The 14,791-nt window shown below is 63.1% G+C and carries 11 protein-coding genes and 2 pseudogenes; 7 read left to right on the top strand and 6 right to left on the bottom strand.

Translation table 11 applies throughout. The features are described from left to right. Positions 1-2: 2 nt before the first annotated feature. The gene (locus tag HZY77_RS10615; protein WP_296814459.1) at positions 3-482 is read left to right on the top strand and encodes an LEA type 2 family protein; all 480 of its coding nucleotides are present in this window, start codon (positions 3-5) and stop codon (positions 480-482) included. 30 nt (positions 483-512) lie between these two features. Here HZY77_RS10615 and HZY77_RS10610 read toward each other — a convergent pair whose 3' ends face one another. The 5 genes and pseudogenes from HZY77_RS10610 to argA all read right to left on the bottom strand — a co-directional run. Next, the gene (locus HZY77_RS10610) at positions 513-1,268 is read right to left on the bottom strand and encodes a hypothetical protein (RefSeq protein WP_296814457.1); all 756 of its coding nucleotides are present in this window, start codon (positions 1,266-1,268) and stop codon (positions 513-515) included. Continuing rightward, a complete protein-coding gene (locus HZY77_RS10605) occupies positions 1,265-2,857 on the bottom strand; it encodes an ABC-F family ATPase (protein WP_296814454.1) in 1,593 nt (530 codons plus the stop codon). The genes HZY77_RS10610 and HZY77_RS10605 overlap by 4 nt, the downstream gene beginning before the upstream one ends. Before the next feature lie 86 nt (positions 2,858-2,943). Beyond that, entirely contained in the window at positions 2,944-5,721 is a 2,778-nt protein-coding gene (locus HZY77_RS10600) for an EAL domain-containing protein (RefSeq protein ID WP_296814452.1), read from the bottom strand. Then, positions 5,718-6,455, bottom strand: coding sequence for a phosphate/phosphite/phosphonate ABC transporter substrate-binding protein (locus HZY77_RS10595; RefSeq protein WP_296814449.1), 738 nt, complete (start codon positions 6,453-6,455; stop codon positions 5,718-5,720). Before HZY77_RS10595 ends, HZY77_RS10600 begins: the two co-directional genes overlap by 4 nt. A 271-nt stretch (positions 6,456-6,726) precedes the next feature. Continuing rightward, positions 6,727-8,052 (bottom strand): annotated as a pseudogene (argA, locus tag HZY77_RS10590) (amino-acid N-acetyltransferase); the annotation flags it as partial. Positions 8,053-8,222: 170 nt separating this feature from the next. On the opposite strand from argA, the gene HZY77_RS10585 reads away from it, so the two are divergent. After that, positions 8,223-8,663 (top strand): DsrE family protein, encoded by a 441-nt coding sequence (locus HZY77_RS10585; RefSeq protein ID WP_296768355.1) that lies wholly within the window; start codon positions 8,223-8,225, stop codon positions 8,661-8,663. 47 nt (positions 8,664-8,710) lie between these two features. Here the strand turns inward: HZY77_RS10585 and HZY77_RS10580 are convergent, their stop codons facing one another. Further along, positions 8,711-9,439 carry a 16S rRNA (uracil(1498)-N(3))-methyltransferase gene (locus HZY77_RS10580; protein ID WP_296814446.1) on the bottom strand — a complete coding sequence of 243 codons (729 nt, stop codon included), beginning with the start codon at positions 9,437-9,439 and terminating at the stop codon, positions 8,711-8,713. A gap of 45 nt (positions 9,440-9,484) precedes the next feature. Between HZY77_RS10580 and HZY77_RS10575 the strand changes: the two are divergent. The 5 genes and pseudogenes from HZY77_RS10575 to gap all read left to right on the top strand — a co-directional run bounded on the left by HZY77_RS10575 (position 9,485) and on the right by gap (position 14,762). Next, positions 9,485-10,038 (top strand): annotated as a pseudogene (locus HZY77_RS10575) (thioredoxin family protein). A 1-nt stretch (position 10,039) separates the two neighbouring features. Continuing rightward, positions 10,040-10,654: a class I SAM-dependent methyltransferase gene (locus HZY77_RS10570; RefSeq protein ID WP_296814443.1), complete on the top strand. Its 615-nt coding sequence runs from the start codon at positions 10,040-10,042 to the stop codon at positions 10,652-10,654. 2 nt (positions 10,655-10,656) lie between these two features. Next, entirely contained in the window at positions 10,657-11,439 is a 783-nt protein-coding gene (locus HZY77_RS10565) for an inositol monophosphatase family protein (protein WP_296814441.1), read from the top strand. Between the two features lie 231 nt (positions 11,440-11,670). Beyond that, entirely contained in the window at positions 11,671-13,656 is a 1,986-nt protein-coding gene (gene tkt, locus HZY77_RS10560; RefSeq protein ID WP_296814439.1) for a transketolase, read from the top strand. A gap of 104 nt (positions 13,657-13,760) precedes the next feature. Beyond that, positions 13,761-14,762, top strand: coding sequence for a type I glyceraldehyde-3-phosphate dehydrogenase (gene gap, locus HZY77_RS10555; RefSeq protein ID WP_296814437.1), 1,002 nt, complete (start codon positions 13,761-13,763; stop codon positions 14,760-14,762). The last annotated feature ends 29 nt before the right edge of the window (positions 14,763-14,791 follow it).

Genomic DNA, 14,791 nt, shown 5'->3' with positions numbered 1-14,791 from the left:
CCATGCTGCAGCGTCTGTTCATCCTGGTTCTCGCACTCGGTCTGGCCGCCTGTTCCGGCCTGCCTTTCAATGCGGTCGCACCGAAGGTGAGCGTGGCGGATGTGGCGGTCAAACGTCTCGGTTTCTTCGAACAGCGTTTCGATGTGGGATTGCGCGTGAGTAACCCGAACGATTTCGACCTGACGATCGAGGCGCTGGATTTCGAACTGGAGGTGAACGGGCAACCGTTCGCCAGCGGCTTGTCGCAGACCTCGACCCGGATTGCGGCGACCTCCAGCACATTGCTGCGGATCGATGCCACCACGCAATCGAAGGATCTGATCCGGCAGATCGAGAGCCTGTCGCCGGAATCCTTGAAGGCGGGCGTCCCTTATCGCATCCACGGCCGGCTCAAGACCGACCGCTCGCCCAACTGGGTGCCGTTCGACCATGCGGGCGTGTATGGTGGCGACAAGGAGAAGCCCGAGGGCCACCCAGTCTGACCGGGGCGGCAGAGGCCCATCCAGGAAGGATCAGCCCGCCAGGGATCGCAGGGTGGGGACGCCCAGCCCGAATGCGTCGGCGTGCTGCAGCGCGCGCACCAGCCGCGCCGGCGCCGACCGGCCGGTGCAGCCATGGTCGGGATCGCCGTCGAAAGCCTCGAGCATGCCGGCGATCAGCGCGTTGCGGTCGTGCACGACGCCAGTCAGTGCATCCTGAATGTCCATCACCTCGTCCGCCACCTGACGCGCGAAGGCTTCGTGCTGCGCCCAAAGCTGCGAAACCGTGCCGCCGGTTTTCAAACCGGCGATATTGGTGGTGAGGATGTAGACGTTCTTGCGCACCAGTTCGAACAGCAGTTCGTTTCCCGGGGCGACTTCACGGCACGGCAAATCGATGGCGGTCAGCGCCTGGCATAGCAGGACGGCGCCGGGGCCTGCCACCGGCGAGGCGATCAGTGGCTTGGCGTCGGTGCCCTTCTTCTTCTCGAACCAGACCGAGATCACCGTGGGGTCGACGTAGCCGTGGGCTTCCCAGTCGCGCGGCAGCAGTTCGTTCTGGATCAGCGCGGCGCGCGGCTTCCAGGCATCGGGCAGTGCTGCCAGTAGCGTGTGCAGGTCGGCTTCGCCAACCGCGACCAAGACCAGTTCCGGCGCAGGATGGCGTTGCGCCAACGCTGCCATGTCGTCGCCGCGATTGACCGGAACCACGGTACGGCCGGCGCGCAGCAGCCCGCCGGCGAATACGCGACCGAGCTGGCCGAGACCGATGACGACGGCTTCGCTCACTCGAGGCCCTTCGAATGCAGGTATTCGTCGTAGGTACCCATGTAGAACTCGACGCCTTCAGGCGTGATTTCGAGGATGCGGGTGGCGAGGCTGGAGACGAACTGGCGGTCGTGCGAGACGAAGATCAGGGTGCCCTTGAACAGGTCGAGCGCAAGGTTGAGCGACTCGATCGATTCCATGTCCATGTGGTTGGTCGGCTCGTCCATTACCAGCACGTTGTGGCGGCCGAGCATCAGCTTGCCATACAGCATGCGCCCCTTTTCGCCGCCGGACAGCACGCGTACCGATTTCTTGACGTCGTCGCCGGAGAACAGCAGGCGGCCGAGGATGCCGCGCAGCACCTGCTCGTCGTCGCCCGGCTGGGTCCACTGGTGCATCCAGTCGGTGAGGTTCAGGTCCATGTCGAAATCGCTGACGTGGTCCTGCGAGAAGTAGCCGATGCTGGCGTTCTCGCTCCATTTCACTTCGCCGAATTGCGGCGTCAGTTCGTTCATCAGCAGTTTCATCAGCGTCGATTTGCCGACGCCGTTGCCGCCGATGACGGCCATTTTNTCGCCGGCTTCCAGCGAGAAGTTCATGTTGGCAAACAGCGGGGTGCCGTCATAGCCGAACTTGAGGTTCTCGACCTCGAGCGCGCGGCGGTGGAGCAGCTTTTCCGGCTCGAAGCGGATGTAGGGGTTCTGGCGCGAGGACGGCTTGAAATCCTCGATCTTGATCTTGTCGATCATCTTCATGCGGCTGGTGGCCTGCCGCGCCTTCGACTTGTTGGCCGAGAAGCGGCGCACGAATTCCTGCAGTTCGGCCACCTTGTCCTTGGCCTTGGCGTTGGCCGCGGCCTGGCGCTCCTTGGCCTGGGTGGACGCCAGCATGTAGTCGTCGTAGTTGCCCGGATAGACCTTGATGGTGCCGAAATCGAGGTCGGCCATGTGGGTACAGACCTGGTTCAGGAAGTGGCGGTCGTGCGAGATGACGACGATAGTGGCGTTGCTCTCGTTCAGCACGTTTTCCAGCCAGCGGATGGTGTTGATGTCGAGGTTGTTGGTCGGTTCGTCGAGCAGCAGGATGTCCGGGTTGGAGAACAGTGCCTGCGTCAGCAGCACGCGCAGCTTGAAGCCTGGCGCAATCTCGCTCATCGGACCATTGTGCTGTTCGATGGGGATGCCCACGCCAAGCAGCAGCTGTCCGGCGCGCGCCTCGGCATCGTAACCGCCCATCTCGCCGAACCTGGCCTCCAGTTCGGCGGCGTGCAGGTAGTCCTCCTCGCTCGCCTCCGGGTTCATATAAATGGCGTCCTTTTCCTGCATCACCCGCCACATCTCGGCGTGGCCCTGCATCACCACGTCGAGTACGCGCTGGTCCTCGTAGCCGAACTGGTCCTGGCGCAACCAGGCCATGCGTTCGCCCGGATCGAGCGAGACGTTGCCGGCGGTTGGCTCCAGTTCGCCGGCAAGAATTTTCATGAAGGTCGACTTGCCGCAGCCGTTGGCGCCGATCAGGCCATAGCGGTTGCCGTCGCCGAACTTGACGTTGACGTTCTCGAACAGTGGCTTGGAGGCGAATTGCAGGGTGATGCTGGAAGCGGTGAGCACGGCGGAAATCCTGGGACGCAAAGCCGGACATTTTAACATTCCGCCTGCGTGATCATGGCGGACGGTCTGCCGCCTGTCGGACGCGGCTAGGTGGAGACGTGCAGCGCCGGGTGGTCGAGAATCGGCCGGTCGAGAAAATAGCCCTGCACCAGGTCGACGCCGAACTGGCGCAGCAGGGCAAGCGTCGGGCCATCCTCGACATATTCCGCGACGACGGACTTGCCGAGGCCGAGCGCGACACTGACCATGGCCTGGACGAACACCTGGTTGTCGGGATCGCTGGGCAGATCGCGGATGAAAATGCCGTCGATCTTGATGGTGTCGACGTGCAGGTGCTTGAGGTAGGCGAAGGAGGCGAAACCGACGCCGAAATCGTCGAGGCAGACGCCGCAGCCGAGCTGGCGCAAGGCCTCGATCATGCGCTGCGCATCGTGCAGGTCGGACACGGCTGCGGTCTCGGTGATCTCGACGATCAGGCGGCTGGGATTGACGCCGGCCTGGCGCAGTTCGTCGCCGATGTATTGCGGCAGGCCGGGCTCGGACAGCGAGCGCCCGGACAGGTTGAGCGCAATCGATGGAATCGCCGGATTCTCCGCCAGCCGGCGCACGATTTCGTGGATCACCCAGCGGTCGATGTCGAGGATGCGCCCGCTTTTCTCGGCCAGCTGGATGAAATGCCCCGGCATGATGAGCTGGCCGGGGTTGCGCTCGTCGGTCATGCGGATGAGCGCTTCCAGGTGGGACAAGGTGCCGTCTTCCGCCCGGTATACGCCTTGGAAATGCAGCTGGAACAGGCCCTTGTCGAGGGCGTTGCTGATGCGCTCGCCCCACGACAGGCGGGTGCGCATTTCGGTGTCGGCCTCGGTGTCCGCGCGGAAGACGCGCCAGGTGTTCTTGCCGGCATCCTTGGCCTGGTACATGGCGATGTCGGCGCGCGCGACCAGGTCGTCGGCATCGGCGGCCTGCCCGGGATAGTAGGCGATGCCGAGACTGGTGGTGAGCCGCAGGTTCTGTCCTTCGAAGCGGAAAGGGATCTGTGCGATCGCCCGCACCACGCGGTCGGCCAGCACTTCGGCTTCATTGCCGTGCACCGACGGCAGCAGGATGGCGAATTCGTCGCCGCCCAGACGTGCCAGGACTTCATTGCGCCGCACCAGTGTGCTGATTTCGCTGGCCACCCGGATCAGCAGCGCATCGCCGGCGCGATGGCCATAACTGTCGTTGATGGTCTTGAATTCGTCGAGATCGAAGAACATGACCGCGCATTGTGTCTGGTGGCGGTCGCTGTCCAGCATGGTGCGTGCCAACTCCTGCTGGAAGCGGTGGCGGTTGTAGAGTCCGGTCAGGGCATCGCGTTCGGCCAGATACACCAGTTGTTCGGCCGTCTGGCGTTCGCGGGTGACATCCTCGTAAATCCACAGATGGCCGATGAAGCGGTTTTCGCGGTCGCGTACAGGGTAATCGAGCTCGGTGATGACGCGTCCGTCGGTCATCTGGATTTCGTAGCTGTCGGAGAGTTCGCGCGTTTCCAGCACCGACAGCAGATGCTTGGAGAAATGATCGGGACGCGCCAGCATCGAGGTGGATTTGGCCAGCACCTCGTGTACTGGCAGGCCGATCAGATGGATCTCCTCATCGATCATCCACATGCGGGTGAACGCGGGATTGTGATAGATCACCCGGCCGTCGGCGGCAACGAAGAGAATGCCGAGATTCATCGCCGACAGCAGCGATACCAGGCGGGCACGTTCCTGTTCGGTCTCTTCCAGATAACGGCTTTGCAGACTTTCCGCCGCACGCAGTTCGTTGATGGCCTGGCGCAGGTTGGCCTCGGTTGCCTTGAGGTCGTCGATGCTGTGGATGCTGGCGCGGATGCCCTGGTACACGCCGCTGTAGTCATGGATCGGTTGCCAGTTCACCGCCGCCCAGAAATGGCCGCCGTCCTTGCGGCAGATGCGCAAGGCATAGCCTTGGCCGGACGTGCCGCGCAAGGCATGGCGCAACTGAAACTCGGCGGCGGTGCGGTCTTCCGGATGGATGATGTCGGCCGGGAAGTTCATCTGTCCCATGCATTCGCCGACACTATGGCCGAGCATGCGCTCGACCGAGGGATTCACCCACAGAAGCTTGCCCTCGGGCGACAGCCAGAATTCGAGATCGTGGGTGTAATCGGCGATGGCGTGAAAGCGCGCTTCGTTTTCGCGTGCACGGTCGACGTTGAAGCGCACGGATTCGGCCATGCGATTGAAGGTGTCGATCAGTTGTCCGATCTCGTCTTCGCCGGCGCCGGTCAGTTTCACGTCCAGATCGCCCTGGGCCATGCGCTTGCTGGCGCGGGTCAACGCATCGAAGCGGCGGATCACGCCGCCGACCGACAGGGCCAGCAGAATGCCAGTCAGCAGCAAAGCCGCGGCTGCAATGAACAGGCTCTGCCGGAGGTAACGGTTGCGCGCGTGCTGGATGAAGTCGCCCGACAGGACCAGGGCGATTTCGCCATAACGCTGGCCGGCATACTCGATCGGCAGGGTCAGGCGGAAATCGGCATCGGTACTTTCGGTCCCGGCTTGATGCACGATGCGCCGGTTGCTGTCGCGCACCTCGATCATTTTCAGGCCGCCTTCACGCTGCAGGGTTTCGACGATGTCGCGCACACTGGCGTCATCCTGCTGCGAGNNCGGGGCCAGCAGGGCGGCAACCAGGGTTTTCCCNATGTCTTGGGCCCGATTCTCGGCCTGTTTCTGCAATTCCTCGCTGGTGAGGTGGACACCGTTGATGATCAGGAACGCCAGCATCAGCGCTTCCACCCCNAACGCGGCGAGGGTGAGCTTGTAGCGCAACGAGAGCCGTCCGAACCAAGCCCTCAATGCGCCACCTGCATCATTTTCTCCGCCTGCAGGGCATAGGGGCGGAAAGCACGCAATTCATTGCCGTCCACGGAGACGAATCCCCCATACCCGCCGTGCTGTAAAAACACCTTTCCTTCCGGGGTGGTGGCGAAATCGAGCAATGCCCGGCGGATTGCGTTTGCTTCCTGGTCGCGCAGACGGGGATGCGTCAGATACATCAGGCTTGAAAGCGGGGCAGTCTCCACGACGATACGCAATTGTTCGCGGATATCGGCGGGCAGCAGCCGGTAGGGATGCAAGCCCAGCATGGCTGCCGCCGTGCGTCCATTGATGACCTGCATCACGGCATTGAGGTGGGAGCCGTAATCCATGGTCTGGTAATCGATATTGCGCCGAAGCCCGAGTGCGGCCAGGTCGGCCTGCACGGCCAGGGCTGCCACGGCTATGGAATCGGGAGTGGCGATGTTTTGGTCGCGCAAGTCCTCCGCCACCCGGTAAGGCCCGCTATTCTTGACGACCAGCAGGCCGCGCGTGGGCTGGGCATACTTCAGCAGCGGCCGATAGCCGGCATCCTGTCGAGCCAGCCAGGCCAGGTGCGGGGCGGTGAGCAGGATGTCATAGTCACCCTGCCGGGTACGTTCGACAAAAGTCTTGAAGTCGCGCGCGCTATAAACGGCGACTCGCCGCCGCAAGTGCTTTTCCATCGCCTTGGCCAGCGGCTGGTAGATGTCGAGGGTCTGCTTGGCCGTCATGTTGGGGAAGACACCAAATATGAGCGGCGTATCCGTATCGGTTTCAGGATGGGCATCGGCAATCAGTACGAGGGCAAGCGCCCCCGACAGAACGACAGATCTGAGCCACGGTACCCAGACCGGGAGACGTCGCCGTGCGGGACGAACGCGCGGCGACGCGTGCGCGGCCCGGTCCGGCTGGTGTGGGGAGGTGACGTGCGCGAGGGCATGGGCGCAAAGGCGGGGTATACCCGACCGCTGGAGAATTCGGTGCAAGCGTGCTTTCCTCGTTTACAGTTTTTTGCAGAACCTTGGATCTCCGCTTGTAGTTATATAAAGCCTGCTTGCTACGGGGCAGATGATCCGGACTGCTGTCGACGAAGCCGCGCTCCTCGAACCAGTGTTCGGTACGCGTGGTCAGCACGAACAGTTGCTTGAATCCTGCCTTCTTTCCTCTTTTNTCGGCTTCGGCCAGCAGCAGATTGCCGAAGCCGCGTCCGCGATATTCGCTTGAAACGGCCAGGCAGGCGAGCTCGGCCGCCTGTTCTTCCGGGAAGGGATACAGCGCCACGCAGCCGGCGATGACGCCGTCGGATTCGAGCACCAGAAAGCGCTCGACTTCCATTTCCAGCAGTTCGCGCGAGCGCCGTACCAGAATGCCGTCGCGCTCGAGCGGTTCGATCAGGCCGAGGATGCCCCCGACATCGTCGATGGTGGCGGCGCGCAGGGTTTCCAGCGGCGCCGGCGTAATGAGGGTGCCGACGCCCTCGCGGGTGAACAATTCGGACAACAGCGCCCCATCGCGGTGGCGGCTGATGAGGTGGGCGCGCTTCACGCCCTGCGTGCAGGCGGTGATCGTACAGGGCAGATAGTAGGTCACGTCCTCGGGCAATTTGCGGGTCTTGCCGTGTCCTGCCTGTTCGAGTACCTGCCGTGCCTCGTTGACGGTGAGGGCGTTGTGGATCGTACGGCCCTTGCCCGGCACGCCTTCGGTGTCCATCAGGAAAATCAGCTTGTCGGCCGCCAGTTCGACCGCAGCCTGGGTGGCCACGTCCTCCAGGCTGAGGTTGAAGATTTCGCCGGTCGGCGAGTAGCCGATGGGCGAAAGCAGCACGATGTCGTGCTGGTCCAGCCGCCTGCGTATGGCGGCGGCATCGATCTTGCGGACTTCCCCGGTGTGCAGCAGGTCCTCGCCTTCGATGACGCCGATGGGCTTGGCCGTGACGAAGTTGCCCGAGGCCACCCGGATGTCGGCACCCGCCATCGGCGTGTTGGCGAGCCCCAGCGACAGCAGGGCTTCGATCTCGACCCGTACCGTGCCGGCGGCTTCCTTGACGCAGGCCAGCGCTGCGTCGTCGGTGACGCGCAGGCCGCTCACATAGCGGATTGCGGTGCCGTTCTCGGTCAGGCGCGCCTCGACCTGCGGCCGTACGCCGTGTACCAGAACCAGCCGCACGCCCAGACTGTTCAGCAGGTTGACGTCGTGCGCCAACTGCACGAAGCCNCCGTCCGCCACCAGTTCTCCGCCAAACGCAATGACGAAGGTCTTGCCGCGAAAACCGTGAATGTACGGCGCGGCCGAGCGGAACCAGTGGACGAAATGGGTAGTGTCTTTCAATGACATGGCCTAGAACGGGAAGTCTTTAGGGCGAAGGATACAGAAAACCCTGCGAAACTGGAGGGCGCCGACTTTTCTGCATGAAATAAATGGAATAAATCGGTTAGGCTTGGCGTCATAACTGGGCATGGCGGCATTTCCTGTTTAAAATAATTTTGAAGGAGACAACAATGAAGCAGATGAATAAGTTGATGGGCGCTTTGCTGGGCGGCGCGGTGATGATGGGTGCCCTGGCACTGCCGGGTACCGCTGCGGCAGGCGCCGATGACGGCAAGACCAAGGTTGTGATCCAGGTCAGCGATTCGAACCCGGCCACCTGGAACCTGGCGCTGAATAACGTCAAGAACTTCCAGGCGGCCACGAAGGGGCAGGCCATCATTGAAGTCGTGGCTTACGGACCGGGCATCGGCATGCTGACGGCTGATTCCGAAGTGGCCAATCGCGTGAGTGAAGCGGTCGATTCCGGTGTGAAAGTGGCTGCGTGCGGGAATACCATGAAGGCGAAGAAGCTCACCAAGGAAGACATGAATGCCAAGGTCGACATCGTGCCTGGCGGCGTGGTGGAAATCGTGGAGCGTGAAAAGGAAGGGTACAGCTACATTCGTCCCTGATCGCCGCGAAATGAAAAAACCGGGCACAAGCCCGGTTTTTCATGCCCTTAAAAATCACCCCATAGCGTTTGCATCGCCGCCAGTGCGGCCAACGCCGCCGTCTCGGTACGCAGCACGCGCGGCCCCAGTCGGACCGGAACGGCGCCTGCTGTATGCAGTGCAGCGATTTCATCGGCCTCAAAGCCCCCNTCCGGACCGACCACCAGCCAGTCCAGGGCGGTCGATGATGGCAGGTCGGCCAGTCGCGCCTCGGCCGTCGGGGACAAGAACAGCAGGCGCCCGGCCTCATGCTGTCCCAACCAGTTGGCCAGCGCCATCGGCGACGCCACGACGGGCACCCGGTTGCGACCGCACTGTTCGCAGGCGCTCGCCACGACGCCTTGCCAGTGCGCCACCCGTTTGTCGGCGCGTTCGCCCGCCAGCTTGACCACGCTGCGTTTGGCGGCGATCGGCTGGATTGCCGCCACGCCCAGCTCGACCGCCTTCTGCAACGTGTAGTCCATGCGCTCGCCGCTCGAGATGCCCTGCGCCAGCATCACGCGCAAGCGCGATTCGCGCTCGACATCGGCAAAGCCGGTGACGCTGACGGCCACCTCGTCCTTCTGGATGCGTTCGATGCGCGCGGCATATTCGCCGCCATGGCCGTTGAACAGGGTGATGGCGTCGTCTACCGCCAGCCGGAGCGCGCGCACGGCATGGCGTGCAGGGCCGGCCGGCAGGTTGAAACGGGCGCCTGGTGCAAGCGGCTGGTCAAGGTAGAAGCGTGGCGGTGACATCTTGGTATTATGCCGACGTTGTCCAGCGTTTTTACGGAGCACGTCATGGTTTCCCTCACCACCCCGGTATGCGACTTTGGCTGGAAGGCCCCCGGTTTCAGTTTGCCCGGCGTCGACGGCAGGATGTGGACACTGAGCGAGGCGATGGGCCCAAACGGCTTGCTGGTGATGTTCATCTGCAACCATTGCCCGTATGTGAAGGCGATCCGTCCACGTCTGGTGCGCGATCTGGCCGAGCTCAAGGCGCATGGCATCCATGCCATCGCCATCATGTCGAACGATCCGACCGAGTATGCCGAGGACTCGTTCGACAACATGAAAAAGTGGCTGCCGAATTCGGCTTTACGTTCCCTTATGTGATCGACGAGACCCAGGACGTGGCAAAGCCTATGGGGCCGTATGCACCCCGATTTTTCGGCTTCAACCGCAATTTCGAACTGCAGTATCGCGGCCGCTTCGACGAATCGCGCAAGGAGACCGCGCCCGAAGGCGTGCGGCGCGATCTGTTCGAGGCGATGAAGGTCATCGCGGCGACCCAGCATGGGCCTGCAGAGCAGATTCCCAGCATGGGCTGCTCGATCAAGTGGAAGGATGCGTGACATGGCCGATCGTCGGCAGCACTGGGAAAACGTGTATCGCGGCAAGGCGGCGGACCAGGTCGGCTGGTTCCAGCCGCATGCCGCGTCATCGCTGCGTTTGATCGAGAACAACGCAGGCAAGGACGCGCACATCATCGACGTCGGCGGCGGCGCGTCGGTCCTGGTGGATGATCTGCTCGATGCCGGCTACCGCAACCTGACCGTGCTCGACCTTGCCGAGTCGGCGCTGGAAGCCAGCCGCACGCGGCTTGGCGCGCGTGCGAAATCGGTGCAGTGGGTCGTCGCGGATATCACCCGGGCCGAATTGCCGGCGGCACGCTACGACGTCTGGCACGACCGGGCCGTGTTTCATTTCCTGACCGATCCCGCGGATCGTGCGCGCTATGTGGCGCAGGTGCTGGCCAGCGTAAAACCGGGCGGTCATGTCATCGTGGCCGCATTCGGCCCCGGCGGGCCGCTGCAATGTTCTGGGCTGGACGTGGTGCGGTATGCCCCCGACTCGCTGCATGCCGAATTCGGTGCGCCATTCCGTCTGTTGGGCCACGAAACCGAAATCCATCACACGCCGACGGGCAGGGAGCAGGAATTTGTCTACTGTTATTGCGTGCGGATCTGACCATGCTTGAACAGGTCAAGACACTGGTCCGCGAGGTGGCGCGGCGTGAAGTAACGCCGCGCTTCCTCAAGGTGACGCATAGCCACAAGCTCGACGGCAACCTCTTTACCGAGGCCGATGCGGCAACCCAGGCTGCGCTGGAAGAGACGCTGCCCAGGATTCGCAACGTGCCGGTGCTGGGCGAGGAGATGACCGAACGGCAGCAGCACGACGCCTGGGAGGCCGGCCGCGACGGATTGTGGTGTGTCGATCCGATCGACGGCACGTCCAACTTCGTCGCCGGGGTGCCCTATTTCGCCGTGTCGGTGGCCTATCTCTACAAGGGTGAGCGCCAATTGGGCGTGGTGTACGACCCGGTAGCCGACGAGATGTTCAGCGCCGAACGCGGGCGCGGTGCCCATCTCAACGGGACCCCGTTGCCCCTGCGGGCGCCTGCCACGGAGTTGCGACGCGCGCTCGCCGGCGTCGAGATGAAGCGCATCGACCGCGAACTGGCCGGTCGCCTGGCATCGTGGCCGCCCTATGCCTCGCAACGCAATTTCGGCGCGTCCACCCTGGATTGGTGCTATACGGCTGCCGGCCGTTTCGACATCTATGTCCATGGCGGGCAGAAATTATGGGATTACGCCGCCGGCGCCCTGATTCTGGAGGAGGCTGGCGGGCGGCTGGCCAGCCTGTCAGGCAGCTTCGATATCGCCAATGTGTGGGAGCGCTCCGTCGTCGCCTCGGCCAGCCCCGAACTGTTCGAGTTGTGGCGCGACTGGTTGAAGGCGGCAGGCGCATAAGCCGTCGCATCGGGCAAATAAAAGATTTTAGGGTCTCATTTATGAGTCATGGCTTGAGCTTGTCGGCTTAAGTCCTTGTCGCGTCACCTGTTTTGTTCGGTTTGGGCTTGGCTTGCGGAAGCCTGCCCTGCTGACGGATAATCAAGGTTTTTGCATATTCTGCCCAAGCTGTCTGTGCGCGGCTTACCCGGGTGGGGATGCGACCGTTTTTACTTAGCAGAAGGGAACGCAATGCCAACCCGTAATGACCTGGCCAATGCCATCCGTGCGCTTGCGATGGATGCCGTCGAAAAAGCCAAATCCGGCCACCCCGGCGCCCCCATGGGCATGGCGGAAATCGCTGAAACGCTGTGGAACCACCACATGCGCCACAACCCCACCAACCCCAAGTGGGCAGACCGCGACCGCTTCGTGCTGTCGAACGGCCACGGCTCGATGCTGATCTATGCCTTGCTGCACCTGACCGGCTACGACCTGTCGATGGACGACCTCAAGCAGTTCCGCCAGCTGCATTCCAAGACCCCGGGCCACCCCGAGTATGGCTACGCCNCCGGTATTGAAACCACGACCGGCCCGCTCGGCCAGGGCATCACCAATGCCGTCGGCATGGCGATGGCGGAAAAGATCCTCGCCGCCGAATTCAACAAGCCCGGCCACACCATCGTCGACCACCACACCTACGTGTTCATGGGCGACGGCTGCATGATGGAAGGCATCTCGCACGAAGCCTGTGCGCTGGCCGGCACCTGGAAACTGAACAAGCTGGTCGCCTTCTGGGACGACAACGGCATCTCCATCGACGGCCATATCGAGAACTGGTATACCGACGACACCGCCAAGCGCTTCGAAGCCTATGGCTGGAACGTGGTGCCGAACGTCGACGGCCATGACGTGGTCGCCCTCGAGGCCGCAATCCAGAAGGCCAAGGCCAGCACCGACAAGCCCACCCTGATCTGCTGCAAGACCGTCATCGGCAAGGGCTCGCCCAACAAGGCCGGCACCCACGACGTGCACGGCGCCGCGCTGGGCCACGACGAAGTCGAGGCCACCCGCAAGAACATGGGCTGGAACCACCCCGCGTTCGAGATTCCTGCCGACATCTACGCCGGCTGGGATGCCAAGACCAAGGGCCAGGGGCTCGAAACGCTGTGGAACAACAAGTTCGCCGAGTACAAGAAGGCCTTCCCCGCGGAAGCCGCCGAATTCGAGCGCCGCATGAAGGGCGACCTGCCCGCCAACTGGAAGGCGCACGTCGCTGAGAAGCTGGCCGCGATCAACGCCAAGGGCGAGACCGTCGCCACCCGCAAGGCCAGCCAGATCGCGATCAACGCGCTGGCGCCCGCGCTGCCCGAGTTCCTCGGCGGCTCGGCTGACCTCACCGGTTCCAACCTGACCAACTGGGAAGGCTGCCACCCGGTGCGCCACGGCAACCCCGGCAACTACATCAGCTACGGCGTGCGTGAATTCGGCATGGCCGCGATCATGAACGGCATGGCGCTGCACGGCGGCCTGCTGCCCTTCGGCGGCACCTTCCTGATGTTCTCGGAATACTCGCGCAACGCCATCCGCATGGCCGCGCTGATGAAGCAGCGCGTGATCCACGTGTTCACGCACGACTCCATCGGCCTTGGCGAGGACGGCCCGACCCACCAGCCGGTGGAGCAGACCGCCACCCTGCGCATGATCCCCAACATCGACGTCTGGCGTCCGTGTGACACCGTCGAGACCATGGTGGGCTGGGCTGCGTCGGTCGAGCGTACCGACGGCCCGACCTGCCACATCCTCAGCCGCCAGAACCTGCCGTTCATGAAGCGTGACGATGCGACCATCGCCAACATCGCCAAGGGCGGCTACGTGTTGAAGGATGCCGCAGGCGCCAAGGCCGTGATCATCGCCACCGGCTCCGAAGTCGAACTGGCGGTGAAGGCGCAGGAAGCCCTGGCTGCCGAAGGCATCGCGGTGCGCGTGGTCTCCATGCCGTCGACTAACACCTTCGACAAGCAGGATGCGGCCTACAAGGCCAGCGTGCTGCCCAAGGGCCTGCCGCGCGTCGCCGTGGAAGCCGGCGTCACCGACTACTGGCGCAAGTACGTCGGTCTGGAAGGCGCCGTCATCGGCATCGACCGCTTCGGCGAATCCGCTCCGGCCCCGGCGCTGTTCAAGGAGTTCGGCATCACGGCCGAGGCCGTCGCGGCCGCGGTCAAGGGCGTTCTGTAAACCGTGAGGTGTGGGGCGCGAGGGGTGAGGGGCGTTGACCCGCCCCGCACCCCTCGCCCCGCGCCTCACCACAACAAGATTTTCAACTCACTGGAGACTGACACATGGCAATCAAAGTTGGTATCAACGGTTTTGGCCGCATCGGCCGCATGGCTTTCCGCGCAATCGCCAAGGATTTCAAGGACATCGAAGTGGTCGCGATCAACGACCTGCTCGATCCCGAGTACCTGGCCTACATGCTGAAGTACGATTCCGTGCACGGCAACTTCAAGGGCGACATCGCCGTTGAAGGCAACAACCTCATCGTCAACGGCAAGAAGATCCGCCTGACCGCCGAGCGCGAGCCGAGCAACCTGAAATGGAACGAAGTGGGCGCCGACATCGTGATCGAGTGCACCGGCTTCTTCCTGACCAAGGAAACCTGCCAGAAGCACATCGATGCAGGCGCCAAGAAAGTCGTTCAATCGGCCCCGTCCAAGGACGACACCCCGATGTTCGTGTACGGCGTGAACCACGAGAAGTATGCCGGCGAGGCCATCGTCTCCGCCGCATCGTGCACCACCAACTGCCTGGCGCCTATCGCCAAGGTGCTGAACGACAACTGGGGCATCAAGCGCGGCCTGATGAGCACCGTGCACGCCGCCACCGCCACCCAGAAAACCGTCGACGGTCCGTCGTCCAGGNACTGGCGCGGCGGCCGCGGCATCCTGGAAAACATCATCCCGTCGTCGACTGGCGCCGCCAAGGCCGTCGGCGTGGTGCTGCCGGAACTGAAGGGCAAGCTGACCGGTATGGCGTTCCGCGTTCCCACCTCCGACGTGTCGGTCGTTGACCTGACCGTCGAGCTGGAAAAGCCGGCCAAGTACGCCGACATCTGCGCTGCGATGAAGAAGGCCTCGCAGTCCGGCGACATCAGCAAGACGTTGGGCTACACCGATGAGAAGGTCGTTTCGACCGACTTCCGTGGCAATGGCTTCTCCTCGATCTTCGACGCCGAAGCCGGTATCGCTTTGGACGACACCTTCGTCAAAGTCGTGTCCTGGTACGACAACGAGTACGGCTACACCTGCAACATGCTGCGCTTCGTGCAGCATGTCGCGAAGTAATTCGGTAAACGGTGAGCGGTGAGCAGTGA

Origin of the sequence: Thiobacillus sp. (genome assembly GCF_013693775.1) — a bacterium.
In the GTDB taxonomy this organism is placed as follows: Bacteria; Pseudomonadota; Gammaproteobacteria; order Burkholderiales; family Thiobacillaceae; genus Thiobacillus.
This window is presented reverse-complemented; position numbering and strand designations above follow the sequence as displayed.

Excerpts from the sequence above, each read along its gene's own strand:
- HZY77_RS10585 (WP_296768355.1), top strand. The coding sequence starts at position 8,223 with ATGAAGCAGATGAATAAGTTGATGGGCGCTTTGCTGGGCGGCGCGGTG.
- HZY77_RS10565 (WP_296814441.1), top strand. The coding sequence starts at position 10,657 with ATGCTTGAACAGGTCAAGACACTGGTCCGCGAGGTGGCGCGGCGTGAA.
- HZY77_RS10615 (WP_296814459.1), top strand. The coding sequence starts at position 3 with ATGCTGCAGCGTCTGTTCATCCTGGTTCTCGCACTCGGTCTGGCCGCC.
- HZY77_RS10570 (WP_296814443.1), top strand. The coding sequence starts at position 10,040 with ATGGCCGATCGTCGGCAGCACTGGGAAAACGTGTATCGCGGCAAGGCG.
- HZY77_RS10595 (WP_296814449.1), bottom strand. The coding sequence starts at position 6,455 with ATGACGGCCAAGCAGACCCTCGACATCTACCAGCCGCTGGCCAAGGCG.